This window comes from Aquipseudomonas ullengensis, from assembly GCF_014174475.1.
GTDB classification, from domain to species: domain Bacteria; phylum Pseudomonadota; class Gammaproteobacteria; order Pseudomonadales; family Pseudomonadaceae; genus Aquipseudomonas; species Aquipseudomonas ullengensis.
Genome location: NZ_JACJUD010000001.1, coordinates 542156 through 563053, shown reverse-complemented (window position 1 = coordinate 563053; position 20898 = coordinate 542156). Strand labels below are relative to the sequence as shown.

The window sequence follows — 20898 nt, the reverse complement described above, 5'->3', positions numbered from 1 at the left end:
GCGCATGGAGCTGTAGCTGTTGTGGTTCAGCGAATGCCACTGGCGCGCAGGGCCGAGGGCGTGAACTGCTTGCGGTTGTACGGCATGTCGAACTGGTAGCCGTTCTTCTCTTCGTTGTGCAGGCCGTTGACTGCGTAGCGCCCGGACAGCACGTCGTAGTGGGTCTCGGCAGCGAACGAAGGAATCTGCTGGTCGTAGAAGAAACTGGCGTGGCCCTCGGACACGCGCCACAGCTGGCCGCGACCGTCGTAGGCGTCGGCTTCGGCGGTCTGCCAGCTGTCCTCGTCGATGAAAAGGTCGCGCTTGGAGTAGATGTGGCGCTGGCCCGGCTTGAGGGTGGCGGTCAGGTGCCACACGCGGTGCAGCTCGTAGCGGGTGTGCGCGGGGTTGATGTGGCCGGCCTGGATGATGTCGCTGTACTTCAGCGTGGGCGACTCCAGGCGGTAGCTGTTGTAGGGGATGTACATCTCCTTCTTGCCCACCAGCTGCCAGTCGAAGCGATCCGGCGCGCCGTTGAACATGTCGAAGTCATCCAGGGTGCGCATGCCTTCGGCCGCCGGGCTGTCGTAGGCGATCTGCGGGGCGCGGCGCACGCGGCGCTGGCCGGCGTTGTACTGCCAGGCCATGCGCGGTTCCTTGACCTGGTTGATGGTCTCGTGGACCAGCAGCACGCCGCCGGCCATGCGCGCCGGGGAGAGGAATTCCTCGCGGTAGTAATAGAGGATGTTGCTCATCTCCTCGGCGGAGTAGTCCGACAGGCCGATGGGGTACGCCAGCTGCTGCTTGACCACGCTCGGCGTGAAGCTGCCGTTGGTCTGCGGCGAGGCCTGCACCACCAGGCGCTGCAGCGAGATGCCACGGTAGCGGCCAATGTGGTTCCAGATCACTTCCAGGCCGTTCTGCGGAATGGCGAAGGGCAGGCCGCCGCTCTGGTAGTCCTGCAGGCCGTTGCCGCCTTCTGCCAGCTGGGTGCGCGCGGCGTTCTGCCGGGTGGTGTCCAGGTAGCGCTGCGGCAGGTTGACCGAGCGGTGGGTCGGGTACACCGGGATGCGGTAGCTGTCCGGGTAGCGCTTGAACATCGCCAGTTGCCCGGCGCTGAGCTTGGCCTGGTACTGCGTGACGTTCTGCGCGGTGATGGTGAACAGCGGCTGTTCGCTGGCGAACGGGTCGGCTAGGAAGCCGTCGGCATCCTTGGCGCCGGCGTCCTTGCCCAGTCCGCCGGTCCAGGCCGGAATGCTGCCATCGGCGTTGCCGGCTTTTTCGGCGCCCATCGGGGTCAGCTCGGCGCCCAGGCGGGCGACCTGCTCGGGCGCTACGGCGGCCAGCACCTGGCCGGCGATCAGGCTCAGGCTGTAGCAGCCAGCCAGGATCAGTTGCTTGTGGGTCATGGGTAGCCTCATCTCAGAAACTCACGCCGATGCTGGCGGCGAGGAAGTCGCGATCGGTGTTGGTGTTGAAGTCGCCACCGAAGTAGTCGGTGTAACTCAGGCTGGCGGTGTAGGTGGACATGAAGTCGGCATCGATGCCGACGCTCACCGACTTGTTGCCTTCGGTGAAGGTCGGGCCGTAGCCCTCGACGTCGTGGGCGAACGCCAGGTTGGGCTTGAGGTTGACCCCGGCAATGGCGTTGTTGAACTCCAGTTGCGCGCGCAGGCGGTAGCCCCAGGAGTTCTGGGTGTAGAAGCCGTCGTCGCTGCACTGGTCCGGGTTGCTGGTGTTGAGCGCGGCCTGGCACAGCTGGTTGCCGGTCATGCCCAGGCCCGCCGCCGTATCGCTCAGCGCGCCATTGCCGTAGATGCTGCTGCGGCCAAAGCGCAGGTCGCTGCCGTCGGTGCTGCCGAGGTTGCCGATATGGCTGTAGCCGACTTCACCGATCAGGCTCAGGCGGTCGCCACCGAGCACGTTGTCGAAGGTGTGCACCGCACTGACCTGGGCCTGGGTGAAGGGCATGCGCTTGTAGCCCTGCACCAGGCTGCCGTAGTCGGTGTCGGCCCAGCCGCTGTCGAAGATCGCCAGGCCGTTGAGGTTGAGCATGTCGACCAGGGCGCCGACGCTGGCGGCGGTGGACACGTCGGTGCCGTTGAGCGACAGCGGCATGTTCGGCCGGTAGCTGAGCTCACCCGACAGCGCGGTGCCATCCGGGGTGGTGGTGGCGAAGCTGAGGCCGTACAGGCGGATGTCTTCCGGGTATTCCAGGTAGTAGCGGGCGGTGGCCTCGCCGGGGGCGCCGGTCAGGCTGCTGAGGCTCGGCTGGCCAACCACCCACATGCTTTCCGGCGTGCGGCTGTGGTAGTTCATGGAGTAGAAGCCGAACTCGGTGTCATTCAGCTCAGGCACCAGCCAGCGCATGGCCACGCCGAACTGGCCGCTGTCGCGGGCATCCTGGTCGGCCAGGCGCGGCACATAGCCGTAGGCCGCCGGATCATCACGATCGAAGTCGCTGCCGTAGGTGGTCATGCCGTCGTTGCAGCCCTGGGCGGCGACATCACCGCTGAAGAAGGTGCCGCAGTTGTCCAGCACGGTCTTCTCCCACTCCAGCTGGTAGAAGGCCTCCATCGACAGGTTTTCGCTCAGGCCCTGGGTGACGTAGAGCATGTTGACCGGGATCAGGCCTTCCTTGATCTCCGAACCGGGGCGGCGGAACGCGGCCACGTCGGCCGGGTTGATGGCGTTGATGCTGTTGCCGATGAAGGTGCTTTCGCCCCAGCTCACCACCTGCTTGCCGGCGCGCACGCTGCCCGGCAGGTCGCCGATCAGGTAGTTGTGGTAGATGAAGGCATCCAGCAGCTCGGTGCCGGAGGACTTGGCTGCGTTGTCACGGCCGCTGTCGTCGATGTCGTACAGCAGCCGGTGTTCGTCTTTCAGTTCGAAGTCGTACCAGTACTTGCCGCGCAGGAACACGCCGGTGTCGCCGTAGCTCAGCTGCAGGTCGTGGACGCCCTTGAAGATCTTCGAGAAGGTCTCGCCCTTCTTGAAGTTGAGGCGCCCGTCGTCGCTGGTGCGGGTCGAGGCGGTACCGCCGTTGGCCTTGCCGATGAAGGCCGCATCCGCGTCGTCCATGGCCCAGCTGGCGCCGATGGACAGGGACGAATCCAGGCGTCCTTCGATTTCCCCGATGGTGAAGCTGGCGGCCTGTGCCGGAAGTGCGCTGGCCAGCGCTACAGCCAGGGCCAGGGCGTGGGGATACAAAGTCTCCGCGCCTGTTGTTGTTCTTGTCATGATCGTCTCCGCCTTAGAACCTGCTTGAAAAGGCACCCGCGGCAGTCGCCGCAAGGCCTGCATCTTCAACGCAGCCTGTGTTCAGGTGCCGGGGCATCCTAGGTGGCTGTCATCGTCCTGACTTCTGAATAATCCTTATGCCCATAGCCAAAGGTGAGGTCGGTCCGGCGCGTGCTGAGCGAGTGCCGGCCGTGGCGCGGAAAAACGCGCGCCAGGGTGACTTGGCTTGGAGGGAAAGTCTTTATATAAGAGTGACTTAGTGTGTTCGTGCGGAAACAGGCAGCGGCTTGCCTGGCGCATAACCTGGGGTTATCTCGATAAGCAGTCGACCCCCGGCGCACCAATCGCGGGCATAAAAAAACCGCCCCGGAGGGCGGCTTTTTCACAGCAGCAGCGAATTACAGACCGTTGGCGGCCTTGAACTCGCGGCGGCGGCGGTGCAGCACCGGCTCGGTGTAGCCGTTCGGCTGCTTGGTGCCTTCGACCACCAGTTCCAGGGCAGCCTGGAACGCGATGTTGCTGTCGAAGTTCGGCGCCAGCGGACGGTACAGCGCGTCGCCCGCGTTCTGACGGTCAACCACCGGCGCCATGCGCTTGAGGCTGGCAACGATCTGCTCTTCAGTGACGATGCCATGACGCAGCCAGTTGGCCAGCAGCTGGCTGGAGATGCGCAGGGTGGCGCGGTCTTCCATCAGGCCGACGTCATTGATGTCCGGCACCTTGGAGCAGCCGACGCCCTGGTCGATCCAGCGCACCACATAACCGAGGATGCCCTGCGAGTTGTTGTCCAGTTCGTTCTGGATTTCCTCGGCCGACCAGTTGGTGTTCGGCGCCAGCGGGATGCTCAGGATGTCGTCGATGGACGCGCGCTCACGCTTGGCCAGTTCGGCCTGGCGGGCGAACACGTCGACCTTGTGGTAGTGCAGGGCGTGCAGCGAGGCGGCGGTCGGCGACGGCACCCAGGCAGTGTTGGCACCGGCCAGCGGGTGGGCGATCTTCTGCTCGAGCATGCCGGCCATCAGGTCGGGCATGGCCCACATGCCTTTACCGATCTGGGCGCGACCCTGCAGGCCGGTGGCCAGGCCGATGTCGACGTTCCAGTTCTCGTAGGCGCCGATCCACTTCTCGGCCTTCATGGCGGCTTTGCGCACCACGGCGCCGGCTTCCATGGAGGTGTGGATTTCGTCACCGGTACGGTCGAGGAAGCCGGTGTTGATGAACACCACGCGCTCGCTGGCGGCCTTGATGCAGGCTTTCAGGTTGACGGTGGTGCGGCGCTCTTCGTCCATGATGCCGACTTTCAGGGTGTTGCGAGTCAGTCCGAGGACGTCTTCGACGCGGCTGAAGATTTCGCTGGTGAAGGCGACTTCTTCCGGGCCGTGCATCTTCGGCTTAACGATGTACACGCTGCCGGTACGGGTGTTCTTGCGGCTGGTGTTGCCGTTGAGGTTGTGCACCGCGATCAGGCTGGTGAACAGGCCGTCCTGGATACCTTCCGGAATCTCGTTGCCCTGGGCATCGAGGATCGCCGGGTTGGTCATCAGGTGACCGACGTTGCGGATGAACAGCAGGCTGCGGCCGTGCAGGGTCAGCTCGCTACCGTCGGCCTTGGTGTAGACGCGGTCCGGGTTCATGGTGCGGGTGAAGGTCTGGCCGCCCTTGCTGACTTCTTCAGCCAGGTCGCCCTTCATCAGGCCCAGCCAGTTGCGGTAGACCACAACCTTGTCGTCGGCATCGACGGCGGCAACCGAGTCTTCGCAGTCCATGATGGTGGTCAGCGCGGCTTCCATCAGCACGTCTTTGACGCCGGCGGCGTCGGTGCTGCCGATCGGGCTGGAGGCGTCGATCTGGATTTCGAAGTGCAGGCCGTTGTGCTTGAGCAGCACGGCGATCGGTGCAGCAGCTTCACCCTGGAAGGCGATGAACTGGAAGGCGTTCTGCAGGCCGCTGGTGCTGCCGTCTTTCAGGCTCACGGCCAGGTTGCCGTTGTTCACGGTGTAGGCGGTGGCGTCGACGTGCGAACCGTTTTCCAGCGGCGCGGCTTCGTCGAGGAAGGCGCGGGCGAAGGCGATGACCTTGTCACCACGGACCTTGTTGTAGCCACGGCCTTTCTCTGCGCCGTTTTCTTCGCTGATCACGTCGGTGCCGTACAGGGCATCGTACAGCGAGCCCCAACGGGCGTTGGAGGCGTTCAGGGCGAAGCGCGCGTTCATCACCGGGACGACCAGCTGCGGGCCGGCCAGACGGGCGATTTCTTCGTCGACGTTCTGCGTGGTGGCCTGGAAGTCAGCCGGCTCCGGCAGCAGGTAGCCGATTTCCTGGAGGAAGGCCTTGTACGCGGCGGCGTCATGCGCCTGGCCGGCACGACCCTGGTGCCAGGCATCGATCTTGGCCTGGAAGTCGTCACGCTTGGCGAGCAGGGCGCGGTTTTTCGGGGCCAGATCGTTGATCACGGCTTCAGCGCCAGCCCAGAACACGTCGGCAGCAATGCCGGTACCGGGAATGGCTTCGTTGTTGATGAAGTCGTAAAGGGCTTTGGCGACCTGCAGGCCACCGACTTGAACGCGCTCAGTCATTGCTTGCCTCACTTGATTACAGACAGCTCTAGATCCGGGCCGGACGGCCATGTAGTAAGAGCCGCGGAATACTACATGACTCAAACGAAAAAATCAGTCACGGGCTGTGACCGCCTGCCGGATGGCGCCGGGGGCCTGGCTATACTGCGGGCTCCATTACCGAAGGAGAGGGTTATGCCGGTCGTACGTGCAGGTGTCGATGATCTGGATGAGCTGGTGGGGCTGTTTGCCGCCTACCTGAGCTTCTATGAAGTGCCCAAGCCGGCAGGGGAGATTGCCACGTTCCTCGGCGCCCGCCTGCAGGGCGGCGACTCGACACTGTTCATTGCCCGTGATGCCCGGGGCGTGGCGCTGGGTTTCGTGCAGCTCTACCCGTTCTACGCCTCGCTGCACCTGGCGCCGGCCTGGCTGCTCAGTGACCTGTATGTGGCCCCCGAGGCGCGCCGCCAGGGCCTGGCCGAAGCGCTGATGAATGCCGCCCGCGCGCATGGCGTGGCCACCGGCGCCTGCGGCCTGCAGCTGGAAACCGCGAAGAGCAACCTGGGCGGCCAGGCGCTCTATGAAAAGCTTGGTTATGTGCGCGATGAGGTGTTCTATACCTACTGGCTCGACCTCAAGTCCTGAGTCGGCACGGGCACCTGTAGCAGCCAAGCGCTGCTCACCAATCCGTCACCCCGGAGCCATTTGCGAGCAGGCTTCGCTCCGGCATTTAACAAGAACAGGGGGTTTCCCATGGATCATCTGGTACTCACCGTTATCGCCCCGGACCAGCCCGGCCTGGTCGAGCGTATCGCCCAGTGCATCGCCGCCCACGGCGGTAACTGGCTGGAAAGCCGCATGTCGCGCATGGCCGGCCAGTTCGCCGGGATCTTGCGCGTGGCAGTGCCGGCCGAAGGCTACGACGAACTGGTGGAAGGCCTGCAGGGGCTCAGCGCCCACGGCATCCGCGTGCTGCTGGCAGAAAGCGGCATCGAGCCGTCGTGCACCTGGAAACCGATTCACCTGGACCTGGTCGGTAACGACCGCCCCGGGATCGTGCGCGACATCACCCGCCTGCTGGCCGAGCAGGGTGTCAACCTGGAAAGCCTGACCACCGAAGTGGCGCCCGCGCCGATGAGCAGCGAGCCGTTGTTCCATGCCGTGGCCGTGCTGGCCGTGCCGCTGACCCTGTCACTCGACCTGCTGCGCGACAAGCTCGAAGGCCTGGCCGACGACCTGATGGTGGAGTTGAACCTGCGCACCGACGAGTAGCCGCAGACATATCCCCGTTTGCCGGGGATGAAGCTGTGGATAGTCTGGGGAGCCCCGGCGCACGCACTAGTGCCCCGGGGCTTTTCTTTGCCTGATCAAAAATGCAGCGGATTCAAACAGTTGTGCACAAACGCCGGGGACGCTTCTGTGGATAAGCCGGGGGTAGTCTGCTCCAGGCTGGTGCTGGCGGGGCCTGTAGCGATCTGGTTGTTTTCTGCTCAGGTGGCGATGGGGGCAGGAGGCCGTTGGCGGGCCGGGCGCCTGTACAGGTTATGCACCGACGATATCCCCGGTTCGCGTGGATGGTGCTGTGGATAAGCTGGGGAGGCAAAGCCCGGCACCTAGTGCCCCGAGGCTCTCCGTGCTATGGCTAAAAAAGAAGCAGTTTCAACGGCTTGTGCACAAATGCCGGGGATGCTTCTGTGGATAACACGGGGATGGCTGGCGCAGCGCGAGCACTGGCGCGGGTTGCGGCGGATTGAGTGTTTTTCACCCAGCCCGACATGGACTGCTCCTACCGGGTAGGGCGGGTGCAACCCGCGCGGTGGGCGCGGGTTGCCTCGTCGGCTTAGACGCTCTGCCCACGGCGGCGCAGGCTCAGCCAGATATCCACGCTGTACACCAGCAGCCCGGCCCAGATGCAGACGAAGGAGGCCAGGGTGGCCGGCGCGAAATGCTCACCAAACAGGAAGATCGCCTGCAGCAGCACCAGGGTTGGCGCCAGGTACTGCAGGAAGCCCAGCGTGGTGTACGGCAGGTGCCGCGCGGCTGCGTTGAAGCACACCAGAGGCACCAGGGTGATGGGGCCGGCGGCGATCAGCCAGAAAGCTTCCGGCGTGCTCCAGAAGCTGGCCTGGCTGGTCATCGCCGCAGGGTGCAACAGCAGCCAGCCGAGGGCCAGCGGCAACAGCAGCCAGGTTTCCACCACCAGGCCGGGCAATGCCGCCACCGGCGCCTGTTTGCGGATCAGCCCGTAGAAGCCGAAGGTCAGCGCCAGCACCAGCGACACCCAGGGCAGGCTGCCCAGTTGCCACACTTGCTGCAACACGCCCAGCGCGGCCAGGCCCACGGCCAGCCATTGCAGGCGACGCAGGCGCTCGCCGAGCAGGAGCAGGCCGAGCAGCACGTTGATCAGCGGGTTGATGTAGTAGCCCAGGCTGGCTTCGAGCATGCGCCCGTTGTTCACCGCCCATACATACACCAGCCAGTTGCTGGCGATCAGCAGGCCGCTGCAGCCCAGCACGGCAAAGCGCCGCGGATTGTCGCGCAGCTCGCGCCACCAGCCCGGGTGTTTCCAGAACAGCAGCAGCGCAGCGCCGAACAGCGCCGACCAGAGCGCGCGGTGGACGATGATCTCCAGCGCCGGCACGGCCGCGATGGCCTTGAAGTAGAGCGGGAACAGGCCCCAGATGGTGTAGGCGATCAGGCCGAGAATGTACCCGCGCCGCGGGTTGGCGGTGGCCATGGAGGGTCCTTGCTTAGGCAGCTAACTAAAGCAGCGAATTCTAGTCGCAGGCACCCGGACTTGTCTGCGTGTTCAGCTTTTGTGCCGGGTGCCTGGGTTCGATAAGCGTAAGAAAGGTTTTACAGCGGCGCCAAGGTGCGGGACCTGTTGGGTTTCGCTGCGCTCAAGCGCAGCCTGCGGCAGTCATTGTGGCCGCCACGCCGAGTGCGGGAACGCTCAACTCTCCGTCATTCCCGCGAAGGCGGGAATCCAGGGGCGCATCACCGAGCCGGCCCACTGGGTCCCCGCCTTCGCGAGGACGACGAGGTGTTGTTTAGATGGGTGCTGGGCGATCAAGCGTGCGCAGGCGGCGTAGGGCGGGCGCAACCCGCGCAGTGGCCGAACGCGGGTTTCACCCGCCCTACGTGCAGCGGCGTGTGTGCTTCAGAACAGCTTGAGCGGTTCTTCATCCAGTGCCGCGCGCTGTTCGCGCAGGGCGAGGATCTGGTCGCCCCAGTAGCGCTCGTTGGCGAACCAGGGGAAGGCACGGGGGAAGGCCGGGTCGTCCCAGCGGCGGGCGATCCAGGCGCTGTGATGGAGCAGGCGCAGGGCGCGCAGGCCTTCGATCAGCGGCAGCTCGCGGCTGTCGAAGTCGTGGAATTCGTTGTAGCCGTCGACCAGTTCGGCCAGTTGCCCCAGGCGCTCCTGGCGATCGCCGGCGAGCATCATCCACAGGTCCTGCACGGCAGGGCCCATGCGGCAGTCGTCGAGGTCGACGACATGGAAGGCGTCGTCGCGGTGCAGCAGGTTGCCCGGGTGGCAGTCACCGTGCACGCGGATCGGTGTGTAGCGCACGCCGGCGAACAATTGGTCGATGCGCGTGAGCAGGTCACGGGCCACCGACTCGTAGGCTGGCAACAGGCTGCGAGGCACGTAGCCGCCGTCGAGCAGGGTGCTCAGCGAGTCGTGGCCGAAGTTCTGTACGCCGAGGGTTTCGCGCTCGGCGAACGGGCGGCTGGCGCCGACCGCATGCAGGCGTCCGAGCAACTGGCCGAGGCTGTACAGCTGGTCGAGGTTGCCCGGCTCCGGCGCGCGGCCGCCACGGCGGGGAAACAGGGCGAAGCGGAAACCGGCATGTTCGAACAGGCTTTCGCCGTCGCGCTGCAGCGGCGCCACCACCGGCACGTCGCACTCGGCCAGCTCCTGGCTGAAGCTGTGCTCTTCGCGGATCGCCGCGTCGCTCCAGCGCCCCGGGCGGTAGAACTTGGCGATCAGTGGCTGCTCGTCCTCGATGCCCACCTGGTAGACGCGGTTCTCGTAGCTGTTCAGCGCCAGCACGCGGGCGTCGCTGAGGTAGCCGAGGCTTTCCACGGCGTCCAGCACCAGGTCGGGAGTGAGGGTGGCGAAGGGATGCGACATGGGGGACTCCGGTTCGGGGCGCAGAGTGTAGCGCCCTGGCACCACTATGAACGCATTGGTGTCGTGCGGCGCGAGTCGCCCAGGCCGTAGACCAGCAACAGCAGCAGGAAGGACAGGCCCAGCAGGCAGGCCGCCAGGTGGTGGGCCTCGGCGTAGCGCATGGCTTCGACATGTTGGAACAGGGCGATGGAGACCACCTGGGTCTGCCCGGGAATGCTGCCGCCGAGCATCAGCACCACGCCGAACTCGCCCATGGTGTGGGCAAAGCCCAGGGTGGTGGCCACCAGCAGGCCACGCCGCAGCAACGGCAGGACCACGCGCCAGAGCCGCTCCCAACGGCTGGCGCCGAGGCTGGCGGCGGCTTCCAGCAGGCTTGGCGGGATTTCACGCATGGCCACGGTCAGCGGCTGCACCACGAAGGGCAGCGAATAGATCACCGAGCCGAGCACCAGCCCGGTAAAGCTGAACACCAGGCCGTGCCCGGTCAGCCAGATCCAGGCGCTGCCGAGGCTGGTTTGCGGGGCAAACAGCACCAGCAGGTAGAAGCCCAGCACGGTCGGCGGCAGCACTAGCGGCAGGGCCAGCACCGCATCCAGCACCTGGCGCAGGCGGGTCTGCTTGCGCACGCGCCAGGCGGCCAGCGGCAGGCCGATCAGCAACAGCAGCAGGGTGGAGGTCGCGGCCAGGCGCAGGGTAATCCCCAGCGCCTGCCAGTCGCCGTCAGTCAGCAGCACAGCCAGCCTCGCCGGGTAGGGCATAGCCAGCGCTTTTCAGGCTGCTCTGCTGGGCGTCGAAGAACTGCGCGAAGGCTTCGGCCGCGGCCTTGCGTTCGCCCTTGGCCAGCAGCACGCGTTTTTGCACCAGCGGCGCATAGAGGGCGCTGTCCACCTGGCTGTACTGGCCGGCCGGGGTGTTCGCTGCCATGAGCTGGCTGAGCCCGACAAAGCCGCTCGGTGCATTGCCACTGGTGACGAACTGGAAGGCCTGGCCGATGTCCTGGGCGTAGACCAGGCGCGGCTTGACCGCGGCCAGCTGGCCGCTGTTCTCCAGGGTTTGCAGGGCTGCCTTGCCGTAGGGCGCGGTATCCGGCTGGGCGATGGCTACCTTGCCGTCCGGCAGGGCGTTCAGCGCTGGCGTGGCATGTGGCGTCCACAGCGCCAGGCGGCCGCAGGCGTAGGGCCTGGCGGCTTCGCTGAGGCCGGCGGCGGCGAGTTTTTCCGGGCGCTCGGCATCGGCCGAGTAGAACAGGTCGAACGGCGCGCCACGCTGGATCTGCTCGTAGAACGCACCGCTGGAACCGCCGGCGATGTCCACCTGGGCGCCGCTCTGCTGTTCATAGCGCTGCACCAGTTGCTCCATCAGCGGCAGCAGGTTGGCGGCCACGGCGATGCGTACCGGTTCGGCGGCCTGGGCCAGGGGTGCGCTGAGCAGGGCCAGCAGGGTCAGGGGTTGCAGCAGAGGGCGCATGGGGAACTCCTTTTCAGTCAGGTCGGGCTGCCCAGCAGGATCTGCGCAGGGGCAATGCTGGCGAGCACCGCTTGCCCGGGCAGGAGGCCGAGGCGTTGCAGTTCGCTGCGCTCGAGCAGGGCGCACAGGGTCTGCCCGGATGGCAGGCTGATGCGCACCTCGGCGGGGCCGTCGGCATCGTCGAGCACCTGCTCGATCTGCCCGGCCAGCGGGTTATCTGCGGCAGCGATGGTGCTGTCTGCGGGGTGCAGCTGCAGGCTGCCGGCCTTGAACAGGGCGACCACCGGCTTGCCCGGGGCCAACTCCAGCAGCTCGGTGCTGTCGCGAGTGATCTGCGCGAGCAGCCGGGCATGGGCGTCGAAGGTGATCTCGATCAGGTCGTTGCGCCCCTGCGGGTGGATGGCGACGACCTGGCCGCTGAGCTGGTTGCGCGCGCTGGTACGCAGCATCAGGCGGCCGAGCAGTTGCAGGTCGTCGGCCTGTTCGGCGGCGCTGAGCAGCTGGGCTTGCAGGCTTTCCAGGCGTTGATAGAGCTGCACCAGGCGTTCTCCGGTGGGTGACAGGCGTGCGCCGCCACCGCCCTTGCCGCCGATGCTGCGCTCGACCAGCGGCTGGCCGGCGAGGTTGTTCAGCTCGTCGATGGCATCCCAGGCCGACTTGTAGCTGATGCCGGCAGCCTTGGCCGCCTGGGTGATCGAACCCTGGGCGGCGATCTGCTGCAGCAGGGCAATGCGCTGCGGGCGGCGGGCGATGTGTTGGGCGAGGTTGCTCAGCTGGCTCATGGTTTCGCAATATAGTTTTCTATATAGCGAGGCACGATGCGCGATTCGTCGGCGTTGGTCAACGCTCGCCGGGCTTGGGCGTACGCGCCAGGCAGTAGATATCCACCCGCGCGGCACCGGCCTTGCGCAGCAGGCGGGCGATGGCTTCGGCGGTGGCGCCTGTGGTCAGCACGTCGTCGATTACCGCCACGTGGCGCCCGGCGAGCTGCGCCTGGGCATTCAGGGCGAAGGCGCGGCGCAGGTTGCGCTTGCGCGCGGCGGCGTCGAGGTCCTGCTGGTGCGCGCTGTCCTCTGGGCGTTGCAGCCAGTGTGGCTGCACTGGCAGGGCTAGGCGGGCGCCAAGCCAGTCGGCGAGCATCGCGGCCTGGTTGAAACCGCGCTGGCGCAGGCGCTGGGCCGATAGCGGCACCGGCAGCAGCAGGTCGGGCCGCAGCAGGCCTTCGTCGAAGGCATGTTGCAGGTGATGTGACAGCAGGGTGGCCAGCAGACGTCCCAATGGCCAACGCGCCTGATGCTTGAAGCGCGTGACCAGGCTGTCGACCGGGAAGGCATAGCGCCACGGCGTTTCCACCCGCTCGAAGGCTGGCGGCCGTTTGAGGCATTCGCCGCAGACCAGCCCCTCGCTCGGCAAGGGCAGGGCGCAGACCCGGCAATGCCCGCCCAGCCACGGCAGGTCGCCCTCGCAGGCGCTGCACAGCGGGTACGAGGTGTCGCTGCGTTCGTCGCACAGCAGGCAGGGTTGTTTGTTTTTTGACCAGATGTAAACCTGGTTGTCGTCCTTTGGTTGACAGCGCATGGTCCTTCCCTGACGATGCCGAACAGCCGTGTTGCCAGATTAGCAAGACCAGAACAAGGAATCGCCCATGAGCGCCAGCACCACTTCCGTCACCCGTCACGATTGGTCTCTTGCCGAAGTTCGGGCGCTGTTCGAACAGCCGTTCAACGACTTGCTGTTCCAGGCCCAGACCATGCACCGCGCGCATTTCGACGCCAACCGCGTGCAGGTCTCGACCCTGCTGTCGATCAAGACCGGCGCCTGCCCGGAAGACTGCAAGTACTGCCCGCAATCCGGCCACTACAACACCGGCCTGGACAAGCAGAAGCTGATGGAAGTGCAGAAGGTGCTGGAGGCCGCCGCCGAGGCCAAGGCCATCGGTTCGACCCGCTTCTGCATGGGCGCGGCGTGGAAGCACCCGTCGGCCAAGGACATGCCCTACGTATTGAAAATGGTCGAGGGCGTGAAGAAGCTCGGCCTGGAAACCTGCATGACCCTCGGCAAACTCGACCAGGAGCAGACCCGCGCCCTGGCCGAGGCCGGCCTCGACTACTACAACCACAACCTCGACACCTCGCCGGAGTTCTACGGCAACATCATCACCACCCGCACCTACAGCGAGCGCCTGCAGACCCTGGCCTACGTGCGCGAGTCGGGGATGAAAATCTGTTCCGGCGGCATCCTCGGCATGGGCGAGTCGCTGGATGACCGCGCCGGCCTGCTGATCCAGCTGGCCAACCTGCCCGAGCACCCGGAAAGCGTACCGATCAACATGCTGGTCAAGGTCGAGGGCACGCCGCTGGCGCAGGAGAAGGACGTCGACCCGTTCGACTTCATCCGCATGCTCGCCGTGGCGCGCATCATGATGCCGAAATCCCACGTGCGCCTGTCCGCCGGCCGCGAGGCGATGAACGAGCAGATGCAGGCCCTGGCGTTCATGGCCGGCGCCAACTCGATCTTCTACGGCGAGAAACTGCTGACCACCGCCAACCCGCAGGCGAGCAAGGACATGCAGCTGTTCGCCCGTCTCGGCATCAAGCCGGAAGAGCGCGAAGAACACGCCGACGAAGTGCACCAGGCCGCCATCGAGCAGGCCCTGGTCGAGCAGCGCGATTCCAAGCTGTTCTACAACGCCGCTTCGGCCTAAACCGCTCTTTATGTAGGAGCCAGCTTGCTGGCGATTGGTCGACACGACGGATCGCCAGCAAGGACTAGGCGTCCCCCTGGCTCCTACCGGGTATTGCTCATGCCTTTCGATCTCGCCGCTCGCCTCGCCGAACGCCACGCTGCTCATCTCTATCGCCAACGCCCCTTGCTGGACAGCCCGCAAGGCCCGCTGGTACAGGTCGACGGCCGCCAGTTGCTGGCCTTCTGCTCCAATGACTACCTGGGCCTGGCCAATCACCCCGAGGTGATCCGCGCGATGCAGCAGGGCGCAGAAAAGTGGGGTGTCGGCGGCGGCGCCTCGCACCTGGTGATCGGCCACAGCACCCCGCACCACGAGCTGGAAGAGGCCCTGGCCGACTTCACCGGACGACCGCGCGCGCTGCTGTTTTCCACCGGCTACATGGCCAACCTGGCGGCGGTCACTGCGCTGGTCGGGCAGGGCGATACGGTGCTGGAAGACCGCATCAACCATGCTTCCCTGCTGGATGCCGGCCTGCTCAGCGGGGCGCGTTTCTCGCGTTACCTGCACAACGATGCGGTGAGCCTGAGCAACCGCCTGCGCAAGGCCGAGGGCAATACCCTGGTGGTTACCGACGGCGTGTTCAGCATGGATGGCGACCTCGCCGACCTGCCTGCACTGTGTGCCGAGGCGCGGCTGAAAGACGCCTGGGTGATGGTCGATGACGCCCACGGCTTCGGCCCGCTGGGCGCCACGGGCGGCGGCATCGTCGAGCACTTCGGTCTGGGCGTTGACGAGGTGCAGGTGCTGGTCGGCACCCTGGGCAAGGCGTTCGGCACCGCCGGGGCCTTCGTGGCCGGCAGCGAGGCGCTGATCGAAACACTGATCCAGTTCGCCCGGCCCTACATCTACACCACCAGCCAGCCGCCAGCGGTGGCCTGCGCCACGTTGAAGAGCCTGGAGCTGCTGCGCAGCGAAGGCTGGCGCCGCGAGCACCTGAACAAACTGATCGCACGTTTCCGCCAGGGAGCGGCCGAGATCGGCCTGAACCTGATGGACAGCCCGACGCCGATCCAGCCGATTTTGATCGGCGACAGCGAGCGTGCGCTGAAACTCTCCGCGCTGTTGAAGGAGCGCGGCCTGCTGGTCGGCGCCATTCGTCCGCCGACGGTGCCGGCGGGTAGCGCGCGGCTGCGAGTGACGCTGTCTGCCGCGCACAGCGAGGCGCAGTTGGAACACTTGATCGAGGCGCTGGCCGAGTGCTGGCCGCAGGTGGCTGGCGATGCGTGAGCGACTGATCCTTCTGGCTGGCTGGGGCTTGGGCACCGCGCCCTTGCAACCGCTGGTTGCCGCGCTGCAGGGGCTGGACCCGCACCTGCAGATCCAGCTCGAACTGCTGCCCGAGCTGGCCAGTAGCGCGCCTGCGGATTGGCTGGACGAGCTGGATGCACGCCTGCCGCAGGACTGCTGGCTGGGCGGTTGGTCGCTCGGCGGCATGCTCGCGGCCGAGTTGGCGGCACGCCGTGGCGAGCGCTGCCGCGGGCTGTTGACCCTGGCCAGCAATCCCCGCTTCGTGGCGTCGACCGAGTGGCCGGCGGCGATGCCGGCTGAGACCTTCGAGCTGTTTCGCAGTGGCTGCGCCGAAGATGCCCAGGCCACCTTGAAACGCTTCGCCCTGCTCTGCACCCAGGGCAGCGCAGAGCCGCGCGCGCTCGGTCGCCTGCTGTTCGGTGGCGCGCCGAACACCGGCGCCGAGCAGCTGCTGGCCGGGCTGGATGTGCTGGCCGCGCTGGACACCCGCGCGGCGCTGCAGGCTTTCAACGGTCCGCAACTGCACCTGTTTGCCGCTGCCGATGCGCTGGTGCCGGCGGCGGCTGCCGGCGAGCTGCAGAGCCTGCTGGGTGATGTCGAAACCGGGCTGCTCGGCGCCTGCAGCCATGCCTTCCCGGTCGAGCGTCCGCACGAAGTGGCGGCGGCGATCCAGGCCTTCCTGCACGAGGTGGGCGATGACTGAGTGGCACGAGCAGGGCAGCTTGCCGGACAAGCGCCGGGTCGCCGCGTCCTTTTCCCGCGCGGCGGACAGTTACGACAGCGTGGCCGCCTTGCAGCGCTCGGTCGGCATCGAACTGCTGGCGCGTTTGCCGGTGCAACTGGCACCGCAGCGCTGGCTGGATCTGGGCTGCGGCACGGGGCATTTCAGCCGGGTGCTGGCCGCCCGTTATCCCCAGGCCGAAGGGGTGGCCCTCGACCTGGCCGAAGGCATGCTGCGCCATGCGCGGCCGCTGGGCGGCGCCCGGCGTTTCGTCGCCGGGGATGCCGAAAGCCTTCCGCTGCGTGATGGCTGCGTTGACCTGATCTTCTCCAGCCTGGCGGTGCAGTGGTGCGCGGATTTCACCAGCGTGCTCGGCGAGGCGCGGCGTGCGCTCAAACCAGGCGGCGTGCTGGCGTTCAGCAGCCTGTGCGTCGGCACGCTGCAGGAGCTGCGTGACAGCTGGCAGGCGGTGGATGGCTTCGTCCACGTCAATCGCTTTCGCCGTTTCAGCGAGTATCAGCAGCTGTGTGCCGACAGCGGCCTGCAGCTGCTCGGCCTGGAGCGCAAGGCGCAGAGCCTGCATTTCAGCGACCTGCGCCAGCTCACCCACGAGCTCAAGGCGCTCGGTGCGCACAACCTCAATCCGGGGCGTCCCGATGGCCTCACCGGGCGCGCGCGTATTCGTGCACTGGTCGAGGCCTACGAGCAGTTCCGCCAGCCGCAGGGCCTGCCAGCGACCTATCAGGTGGTCTACGGCGTGCTGCAAAAGCCCCTGTAGGCGCGAGGGGGACGCCGAGTCCTCTGCTCGCGAATCGGACACCACAAAAGCTTCGCGAGCAGAGCTCGCTCCTACGGAAGGCAGATATGACGCAGGCCTATTTCGTCACCGGCACCGACACCGAAGTCGGCAAGACCACCATTGCCGCGGGCCTGCTGCATGCCGCGCGCCTGGCCGGGCTGAGCACGGCGGCGGCCAAGCCGGTGGCATCCGGCTGCGAGCCGAGCGCCGCGGGGCTGCGCAACAGCGATGCGTTGGCGTTGCTCGGCGAATGCTCGCTGGCGCTGGACTATGCCGAGGTCAATCCCTTCGCCTTCGCACCGGCCATCGCGCCGCACCTGGCGGCCCGCGAAGTGGGCGTGGAGTTGACCGTGGCGGCGCTGGTCGGGCCGGTACGGCATATCCTCGGCAAGGGCGCGGACTTCACTCTGGTCGAAGGCGCCGGCGGTTGGCGCGTGCCATTGGCGGGTCGCGAAAGCCTGTCCGACCTGGCCATCGCGCTCGGTTTGCCGGTGATTCTGGTGGTGGGCGTGCGCCTGGGCTGCATCAACCACGCGCTGCTCACGGCCGAAGCCATTGCCCGCGATGGCCTGCATCTGGCCGGTTGGGTGGCGAATATCGTCGACCCGCACACCTCGCGCCTGGAAGAGAACCTGGCCACCCTCGCCGAGCGCCTGGACGCACCTTGCCTGGGGCGGGTCGCGCACCTGGCCGAGGCCTCGCCGGCAGCTGTGGCGGCGTACCTTGATCTGGCGCCACTGAGTGGGCAGATATAAGCCATCAGTCGGCCATAGCCTTTTGCTTGTACGTTTTTTGAGCATTTTCTGCTTCAATTGACCCAGTCATTCCGTCTCCGCAGGGAGTAGCAGTATGGAAATCACCGGTAGCGCCTTCAATTCAGGCCTGAACGCGATTCAGGCTGGGCAGCGCCGTGTCGACCAGGCGGCCGTCGATATCGCCGGCAATGCCGTGGCACCACAGCCGCCGGAGCAGGCCTCGCAGTCGCAGCAGGTCAACCAGAGCCAGGCGCTGGAGCAGAACTCCCAGGCCGACCTGGCGCAGAGCCTGGTGGCCTTGACCATCGGCAAGACCGAGGCGCAAGCCGGCGCCAAGGTCGTGGAAACCGCTGACGAAGTTCTGGGTACCCTGATCGATACTCGCGCCTGATCGAGTAGTCAGCAGGGCTCGCCCGCCATCGGGCGAGGAGGAGTGAGATGCAGATCGGCAGCGCCACGTCCTATGTCGCGCCTTCGCCGGCAGCCTTGTCGGCGCGTGCCGTGTCGTCCGCTGAATTTGCCGGGCCTTCCTCCCCCGACCTGAATCGCACCAACCAGGCTCCCGCCACCCCCACACCGTCTTCCGCTTCCGGCGAGCAGACTTCGCTGCGCGAAGAGGCTGACAGCCCGGAACAAAAAACCGACAACCGCAAGGCCCCGCCCGGCGAGGCCGAGAAGCTGCGCCAGGAGCAGGCGCAGATCGCCGAACTGGCCGGCCGCGACCGTGAGGTGCGCACCCACGAGCAGGCCCATGCCTCGGTGGGCGGCGCTTATGCCGGGGCACCAACCTATACCTTCAAGCGTGGCCCGGACGGCCGTTCCTATGCGGTAGGCGGCGAGGTTGGTATCGACGTCAGCCCGATTCCCAACGACCCCGAAGCCACCCTGCGCAAGATGGAAGTGGTGCAGCGCGCCGCTTTGGCGCCGGCCGAACCGTCTGCGCAGGATCGCAGTGTCGCCGCCCAGGCCCAAGCCCAGGCGGCTGAAGCGCGCGCGCAAATTGCCCAGCAGCGGCGCGAGGAAGCCGTGGCGGCTGCCGAGGAGCGGCGTCTGCGTGAGGAGGAGAGCAAGGAAGAGGAGGCCGCGAGCGCGGAAGGGGAAGAGCCCGCCCAGCAGCCTGTCGCTTCTACGCCTAGTCTTGAGGTGTACCGCAACCTTTCCCAGTTGCAAGAGCCGGCTGCGGCAGTCGATCTGCGCGCCTGAGAACCTGCTTTCAACGCGGTATTGCCGACGGACAGAAGATCGTAAGACGGTTCTGACAGGCGACCGGCGGATGCTTGACAAGGTTGGGGCGTAAACGTATGTTTCAAACGCCTGTTTGATTGCTGCGCCAGCTCATGGCTGCCGGGCGCTGGGAGAAATCCCACAGACGACCGTGATTGTTCCGGTCACACAAAATCAAGGAATCCACCGTAGAGGTTTACCGCTATGCCTGAGTACAAGGCCCCCTTGCGTGATATCCGCTTCGTTCGCGACGAACTGCTCGGCTACGAAGCGCACTATCAGAGCCTGCCTGGCTGCCAAGACGCCACCCCGGACATGGTTGACGCCATCCTGGAAGAAGGCGCCAAGTTCTGTGAGCAGGTAATCGCCCCCCTCAATCGTGTGGGTGACCTGGAAGGTTGCACCTGGTCTCCGGAAGGCGTGAAAACCCCGACTGGTTTCAAGGAAGCCTACAAGCAGTTCGTCGAAGGCGGCTGGCCGTCCCTGGCCCACGACGTTGCACACGGTGGCCAAGGCCTGCCGGAGTCCCTGGGTCTGGCTGTCAGCGAAATGGTTGGCGAGTCCAACTGGTCCTGGGGCATGTACCCGGGCCTGTCGCACGGTGCGATGAACACCATCTCCGAGCACGGCACCGACGAGCAGAAGCACACCTACCTGACCAAGCTGGTATCCGGCGAGTGGACTGGCACCATGTGCCTGACCGAACCGCATTGCGGTACCGACCTGGGCATGCTGCGCACCAAGGCAGAGCCTCAGGCTGACGGTTCCTACAAGGTTTCCGGCACCAAGATCTTCATCTCCGCTGGTGAGCACGACATGGCCGATAACATCGTCCACATCGTGCTGGCCCGCCTGCCCGACGCGCCGCAAGGCACCAAAGGGATCTCGCTGTTCATCGTGCCGAAGTTCTCGGTTAACGCTGACGGCACCGTTGGCGCGCGCAACGCCGTTTCCTGTGGCTCGCTCGAACACAAGATGGGCATCCACGGTAACGCCACCTGCGTGATGAACTTCGACGGCGCCATCGGTTACCTGATCGGCCCAGCGAACAAAGGCCTGAACTGCATGTTCACCTTCATGAACACCGCTCGCCTGGGTACCGCGCTGCAAGGCCTGGCCCACGCCGAAATCGGTTTCCAGGGTGGCCTGAAGTACGCTCGCGAGCGTCTGCAAATGCGCTCTCTGACTGGCCCGAAAGCGCCGGACAAAGCCGCTGACCCGATCATCGTCCACCCGGACGTGCGTCGCATGCTGCTGACCATGAAAGCCTTCGCTGAAGGCAACCGCGCGATGGTGTACTTCACCGCCAAGCAGGTCGACATCGTCCAGCACAGCCAGAACGAAGAAGAGAAGAAAGCCGCTGACGCGATGCTGGCCTTCCTCACTCCGATCGCCAAGGCGTTCATGACCGAGGTCGGCTTCGAAGCGGCCAACCACGGCGTACAGATCTATGGCGGCCACGGCTTCATCGCCGAGTGGGGCATGGAGCAGAACGTTCGCGACAGCCGTATCTCCATGCTGTACGAAGGCACCACTGGTGTTCAGGCTCTCGACCTGCTGGGTCGTAAAGTTCTGATGACCCAGGGCGAAGCGCTCAAAGGCTTCACCAAGATCGTGCACAAGTTCTGCCAGACCAACGAAGGCAACGAGGCCATCAAAGGCCTGGTCGAGCCGCTGGCCAAGCTGAACAAAGAGTGGGGCGACCTGACCATGAAAGTGGGCATGGCCGCGATGAAAGACCGCGAAGAAGTCGGTGCCGCTTCGGTGGACTACCTGATGTACTCCGGTTACGCCTGCCTGGCCTACTTCTGGGCCGACATGGCTCGCCTGGCTGCCGAGAAGATCGCTGCTGGTACTGCTGACGAAGCCTTCTACAAGGCCAAGCTGCAGACCGCACGCTTCTACTTCGCCCGTATCCTGCCGCGTACCCGCGCGCACGTCGAAGCGATGCTGTCCGGCGCCAACAACCTGATGGAAATGGACGAAGCCCACTTCGACCTGGGCTACTAAGCCCTTCCGACCTCAGGTC

At 65.8% G+C, this 20898-nt stretch carries 19 protein-coding genes; 10 read left to right on the top strand and 9 right to left on the bottom strand.

Annotation, left to right across the window (positions count from 1 at the left end):
• Positions 1-26 precede the first annotated feature (26 nt).
• The 3 genes from H3H51_RS02425 to H3H51_RS02415 all read right to left on the bottom strand — a co-directional run bounded on the left by H3H51_RS02425 (position 27) and on the right by H3H51_RS02415 (position 5795).
• Positions 27-1388, bottom strand: a complete 1362-nt coding sequence (locus H3H51_RS02425) for a DUF1329 domain-containing protein (protein ID WP_183087419.1) — start codon at positions 1386-1388, stop codon at positions 27-29.
• A gap of 13 nt (positions 1389-1401) precedes the next feature.
• A complete protein-coding gene (locus H3H51_RS02420) occupies positions 1402-3219 on the bottom strand; it encodes a DUF1302 domain-containing protein (protein WP_183087418.1) in 1818 nt (605 codons plus the stop codon).
• Positions 3220-3617: 398 nt separating this feature from the next.
• Positions 3618-5795, bottom strand: a complete 2178-nt coding sequence (locus H3H51_RS02415) for a malate synthase G (protein WP_183087417.1) — start codon at positions 5793-5795, stop codon at positions 3618-3620.
• A gap of 174 nt (positions 5796-5969) precedes the next feature.
• Here H3H51_RS02415 and H3H51_RS02410 point away from each other — a divergent pair, with 174 nt between their 5' ends.
• Both H3H51_RS02410 and H3H51_RS02405 read left to right on the top strand, forming a co-directional pair.
• Positions 5970-6419 carry a GNAT family N-acetyltransferase gene (locus tag H3H51_RS02410; protein ID WP_183087416.1) on the top strand — a complete coding sequence of 150 codons (450 nt, stop codon included), beginning with the start codon at positions 5970-5972 and terminating at the stop codon, positions 6417-6419.
• A gap of 108 nt (positions 6420-6527) precedes the next feature.
• Positions 6528-7046 carry a glycine cleavage system protein R gene (locus tag H3H51_RS02405; RefSeq protein WP_183087415.1) on the top strand — a complete coding sequence of 173 codons (519 nt, stop codon included), beginning with the start codon at positions 6528-6530 and terminating at the stop codon, positions 7044-7046.
• 568 nt (positions 7047-7614) lie between these two features.
• Here H3H51_RS02405 and rarD read toward each other — a convergent pair.
• The 6 genes from rarD to H3H51_RS02375 all read right to left on the bottom strand — a co-directional run bounded on the left by rarD (position 7615) and on the right by H3H51_RS02375 (position 12954).
• Positions 7615-8511, bottom strand: coding sequence for an EamA family transporter RarD (gene rarD / locus H3H51_RS02400; protein ID WP_183087414.1), 897 nt, complete (start codon positions 8509-8511; stop codon positions 7615-7617).
• A gap of 423 nt (positions 8512-8934) precedes the next feature.
• Complete coding sequence (locus H3H51_RS02395) at positions 8935-9909, bottom strand: serine/threonine protein kinase (RefSeq protein ID WP_183087413.1); 975 nt, start codon at positions 9907-9909, stop codon at positions 8935-8937.
• A gap of 44 nt (positions 9910-9953) precedes the next feature.
• Positions 9954-10643: a molybdate ABC transporter permease subunit gene (modB, locus tag H3H51_RS02390; RefSeq protein ID WP_328803609.1), complete on the bottom strand. Its 690-nt coding sequence runs from the start codon at positions 10641-10643 to the stop codon at positions 9954-9956.
• Positions 10630-11376, bottom strand: a complete 747-nt coding sequence (gene modA, locus H3H51_RS02385) for a molybdate ABC transporter substrate-binding protein (protein WP_183087412.1) — start codon at positions 11374-11376, stop codon at positions 10630-10632. The genes modB and modA overlap by 14 nt, the downstream gene beginning before the upstream one ends.
• Before the next feature lie 17 nt (positions 11377-11393).
• Positions 11394-12158 (bottom strand): TOBE domain-containing protein, encoded by a 765-nt coding sequence (locus H3H51_RS02380; protein WP_183087411.1) that lies wholly within the window; start codon positions 12156-12158, stop codon positions 11394-11396.
• Between the two features lie 58 nt (positions 12159-12216).
• Positions 12217-12954 carry a ComF family protein gene (locus tag H3H51_RS02375; RefSeq protein ID WP_183087410.1) on the bottom strand — a complete coding sequence of 246 codons (738 nt, stop codon included), beginning with the start codon at positions 12952-12954 and terminating at the stop codon, positions 12217-12219.
• Between the two features lie 67 nt (positions 12955-13021).
• Between H3H51_RS02375 and bioB the strand changes: the two genes are divergently transcribed.
• The 8 genes from bioB (at position 13022) to H3H51_RS02335 (ending at position 20879) form a co-directional block, all read left to right on the top strand.
• On the top strand, positions 13022-14080 hold the full coding sequence (bioB, locus tag H3H51_RS02370) for a biotin synthase BioB (RefSeq protein WP_183087409.1): 1059 nt from the start codon (positions 13022-13024) through the stop codon (positions 14078-14080).
• 99 nt (positions 14081-14179) lie between these two features.
• Positions 14180-15349, top strand: a complete 1170-nt coding sequence (gene bioF, locus H3H51_RS02365; protein ID WP_183087408.1) for an 8-amino-7-oxononanoate synthase — start codon at positions 14180-14182, stop codon at positions 15347-15349.
• Entirely contained in the window at positions 15342-16073 is a 732-nt protein-coding gene (locus H3H51_RS02360; RefSeq protein WP_183087407.1) for an alpha/beta fold hydrolase, read from the top strand. Before bioF ends, H3H51_RS02360 begins: the two co-directional genes overlap by 8 nt.
• The gene (bioC, locus tag H3H51_RS02355; protein WP_183087406.1) at positions 16066-16869 is read left to right on the top strand and encodes a malonyl-ACP O-methyltransferase BioC; all 804 of its coding nucleotides are present in this window, start codon (positions 16066-16068) and stop codon (positions 16867-16869) included. Before H3H51_RS02360 ends, bioC begins: the two co-directional genes overlap by 8 nt.
• An 86-nt stretch (positions 16870-16955) precedes the next feature.
• A complete protein-coding gene (gene bioD / locus H3H51_RS02350) occupies positions 16956-17645 on the top strand; it encodes a dethiobiotin synthase (protein ID WP_183087405.1) in 690 nt (229 codons plus the stop codon).
• A 94-nt stretch (positions 17646-17739) separates the two neighbouring features.
• Positions 17740-18036, top strand: a complete 297-nt coding sequence (locus H3H51_RS02345) for a pyrroloquinoline quinone biosynthesis protein PqqE (protein WP_183087404.1) — start codon at positions 17740-17742, stop codon at positions 18034-18036.
• A gap of 47 nt (positions 18037-18083) precedes the next feature.
• On the top strand, positions 18084-18848 hold the full coding sequence (locus H3H51_RS02340) for a putative metalloprotease CJM1_0395 family protein (RefSeq protein WP_183087403.1): 765 nt from the start codon (positions 18084-18086) through the stop codon (positions 18846-18848).
• 225 nt (positions 18849-19073) lie between these two features.
• The gene (locus H3H51_RS02335; protein WP_183087402.1) at positions 19074-20879 is read left to right on the top strand and encodes a phenylacyl-CoA dehydrogenase; all 1806 of its coding nucleotides are present in this window, start codon (positions 19074-19076) and stop codon (positions 20877-20879) included.
• The last annotated feature ends 19 nt before the right edge of the window (positions 20880-20898 follow it).

Bases quoted from the DNA above. Each gene is read 5' to 3' on its own strand.
- H3H51_RS02375 (WP_183087410.1), bottom strand. From the start codon at position 12,954: ATGCGCTGTCAACCAAAGGACGACAACCAGGTTTACATCTGGTCAAAA.
- bioD (WP_183087405.1), top strand. From the start codon at position 16,956: ATGACGCAGGCCTATTTCGTCACCGGCACCGACACCGAAGTCGGCAAG.
- H3H51_RS02425 (WP_183087419.1), bottom strand. From the start codon at position 1,388: ATGACCCACAAGCAACTGATCCTGGCTGGCTGCTACAGCCTGAGCCTG.
- modA (WP_183087412.1), bottom strand. From the start codon at position 11,376: ATGCGCCCTCTGCTGCAACCCCTGACCCTGCTGGCCCTGCTCAGCGCA.
- H3H51_RS02410 (WP_183087416.1), top strand. From the start codon at position 5,970: ATGCCGGTCGTACGTGCAGGTGTCGATGATCTGGATGAGCTGGTGGGG.
- rarD (WP_183087414.1), bottom strand. From the start codon at position 8,511: ATGGCCACCGCCAACCCGCGGCGCGGGTACATTCTCGGCCTGATCGCC.
- H3H51_RS02340 (WP_183087403.1), top strand. From the start codon at position 18,084: ATGCAGATCGGCAGCGCCACGTCCTATGTCGCGCCTTCGCCGGCAGCC.
- bioF (WP_183087408.1), top strand. From the start codon at position 14,180: ATGCCTTTCGATCTCGCCGCTCGCCTCGCCGAACGCCACGCTGCTCAT.
- H3H51_RS02415 (WP_183087417.1), bottom strand. From the start codon at position 5,795: ATGACTGAGCGCGTTCAAGTCGGTGGCCTGCAGGTCGCCAAAGCCCTT.
- H3H51_RS02405 (WP_183087415.1), top strand. From the start codon at position 6,528: ATGGATCATCTGGTACTCACCGTTATCGCCCCGGACCAGCCCGGCCTG.
- bioB (WP_183087409.1), top strand. From the start codon at position 13,022: ATGAGCGCCAGCACCACTTCCGTCACCCGTCACGATTGGTCTCTTGCC.
- bioC (WP_183087406.1), top strand. From the start codon at position 16,066: ATGACTGAGTGGCACGAGCAGGGCAGCTTGCCGGACAAGCGCCGGGTC.
- H3H51_RS02395 (WP_183087413.1), bottom strand. From the start codon at position 9,909: ATGTCGCATCCCTTCGCCACCCTCACTCCCGACCTGGTGCTGGACGCC.
- H3H51_RS02420 (WP_183087418.1), bottom strand. From the start codon at position 3,219: ATGACAAGAACAACAACAGGCGCGGAGACTTTGTATCCCCACGCCCTG.
- H3H51_RS02360 (WP_183087407.1), top strand. From the start codon at position 15,342: ATGCGTGAGCGACTGATCCTTCTGGCTGGCTGGGGCTTGGGCACCGCG.
- H3H51_RS02380 (WP_183087411.1), bottom strand. From the start codon at position 12,158: ATGAGCCAGCTGAGCAACCTCGCCCAACACATCGCCCGCCGCCCGCAG.
- H3H51_RS02335 (WP_183087402.1), top strand. From the start codon at position 19,074: ATGCCTGAGTACAAGGCCCCCTTGCGTGATATCCGCTTCGTTCGCGAC.
- H3H51_RS02345 (WP_183087404.1), top strand. From the start codon at position 17,740: ATGGAAATCACCGGTAGCGCCTTCAATTCAGGCCTGAACGCGATTCAG.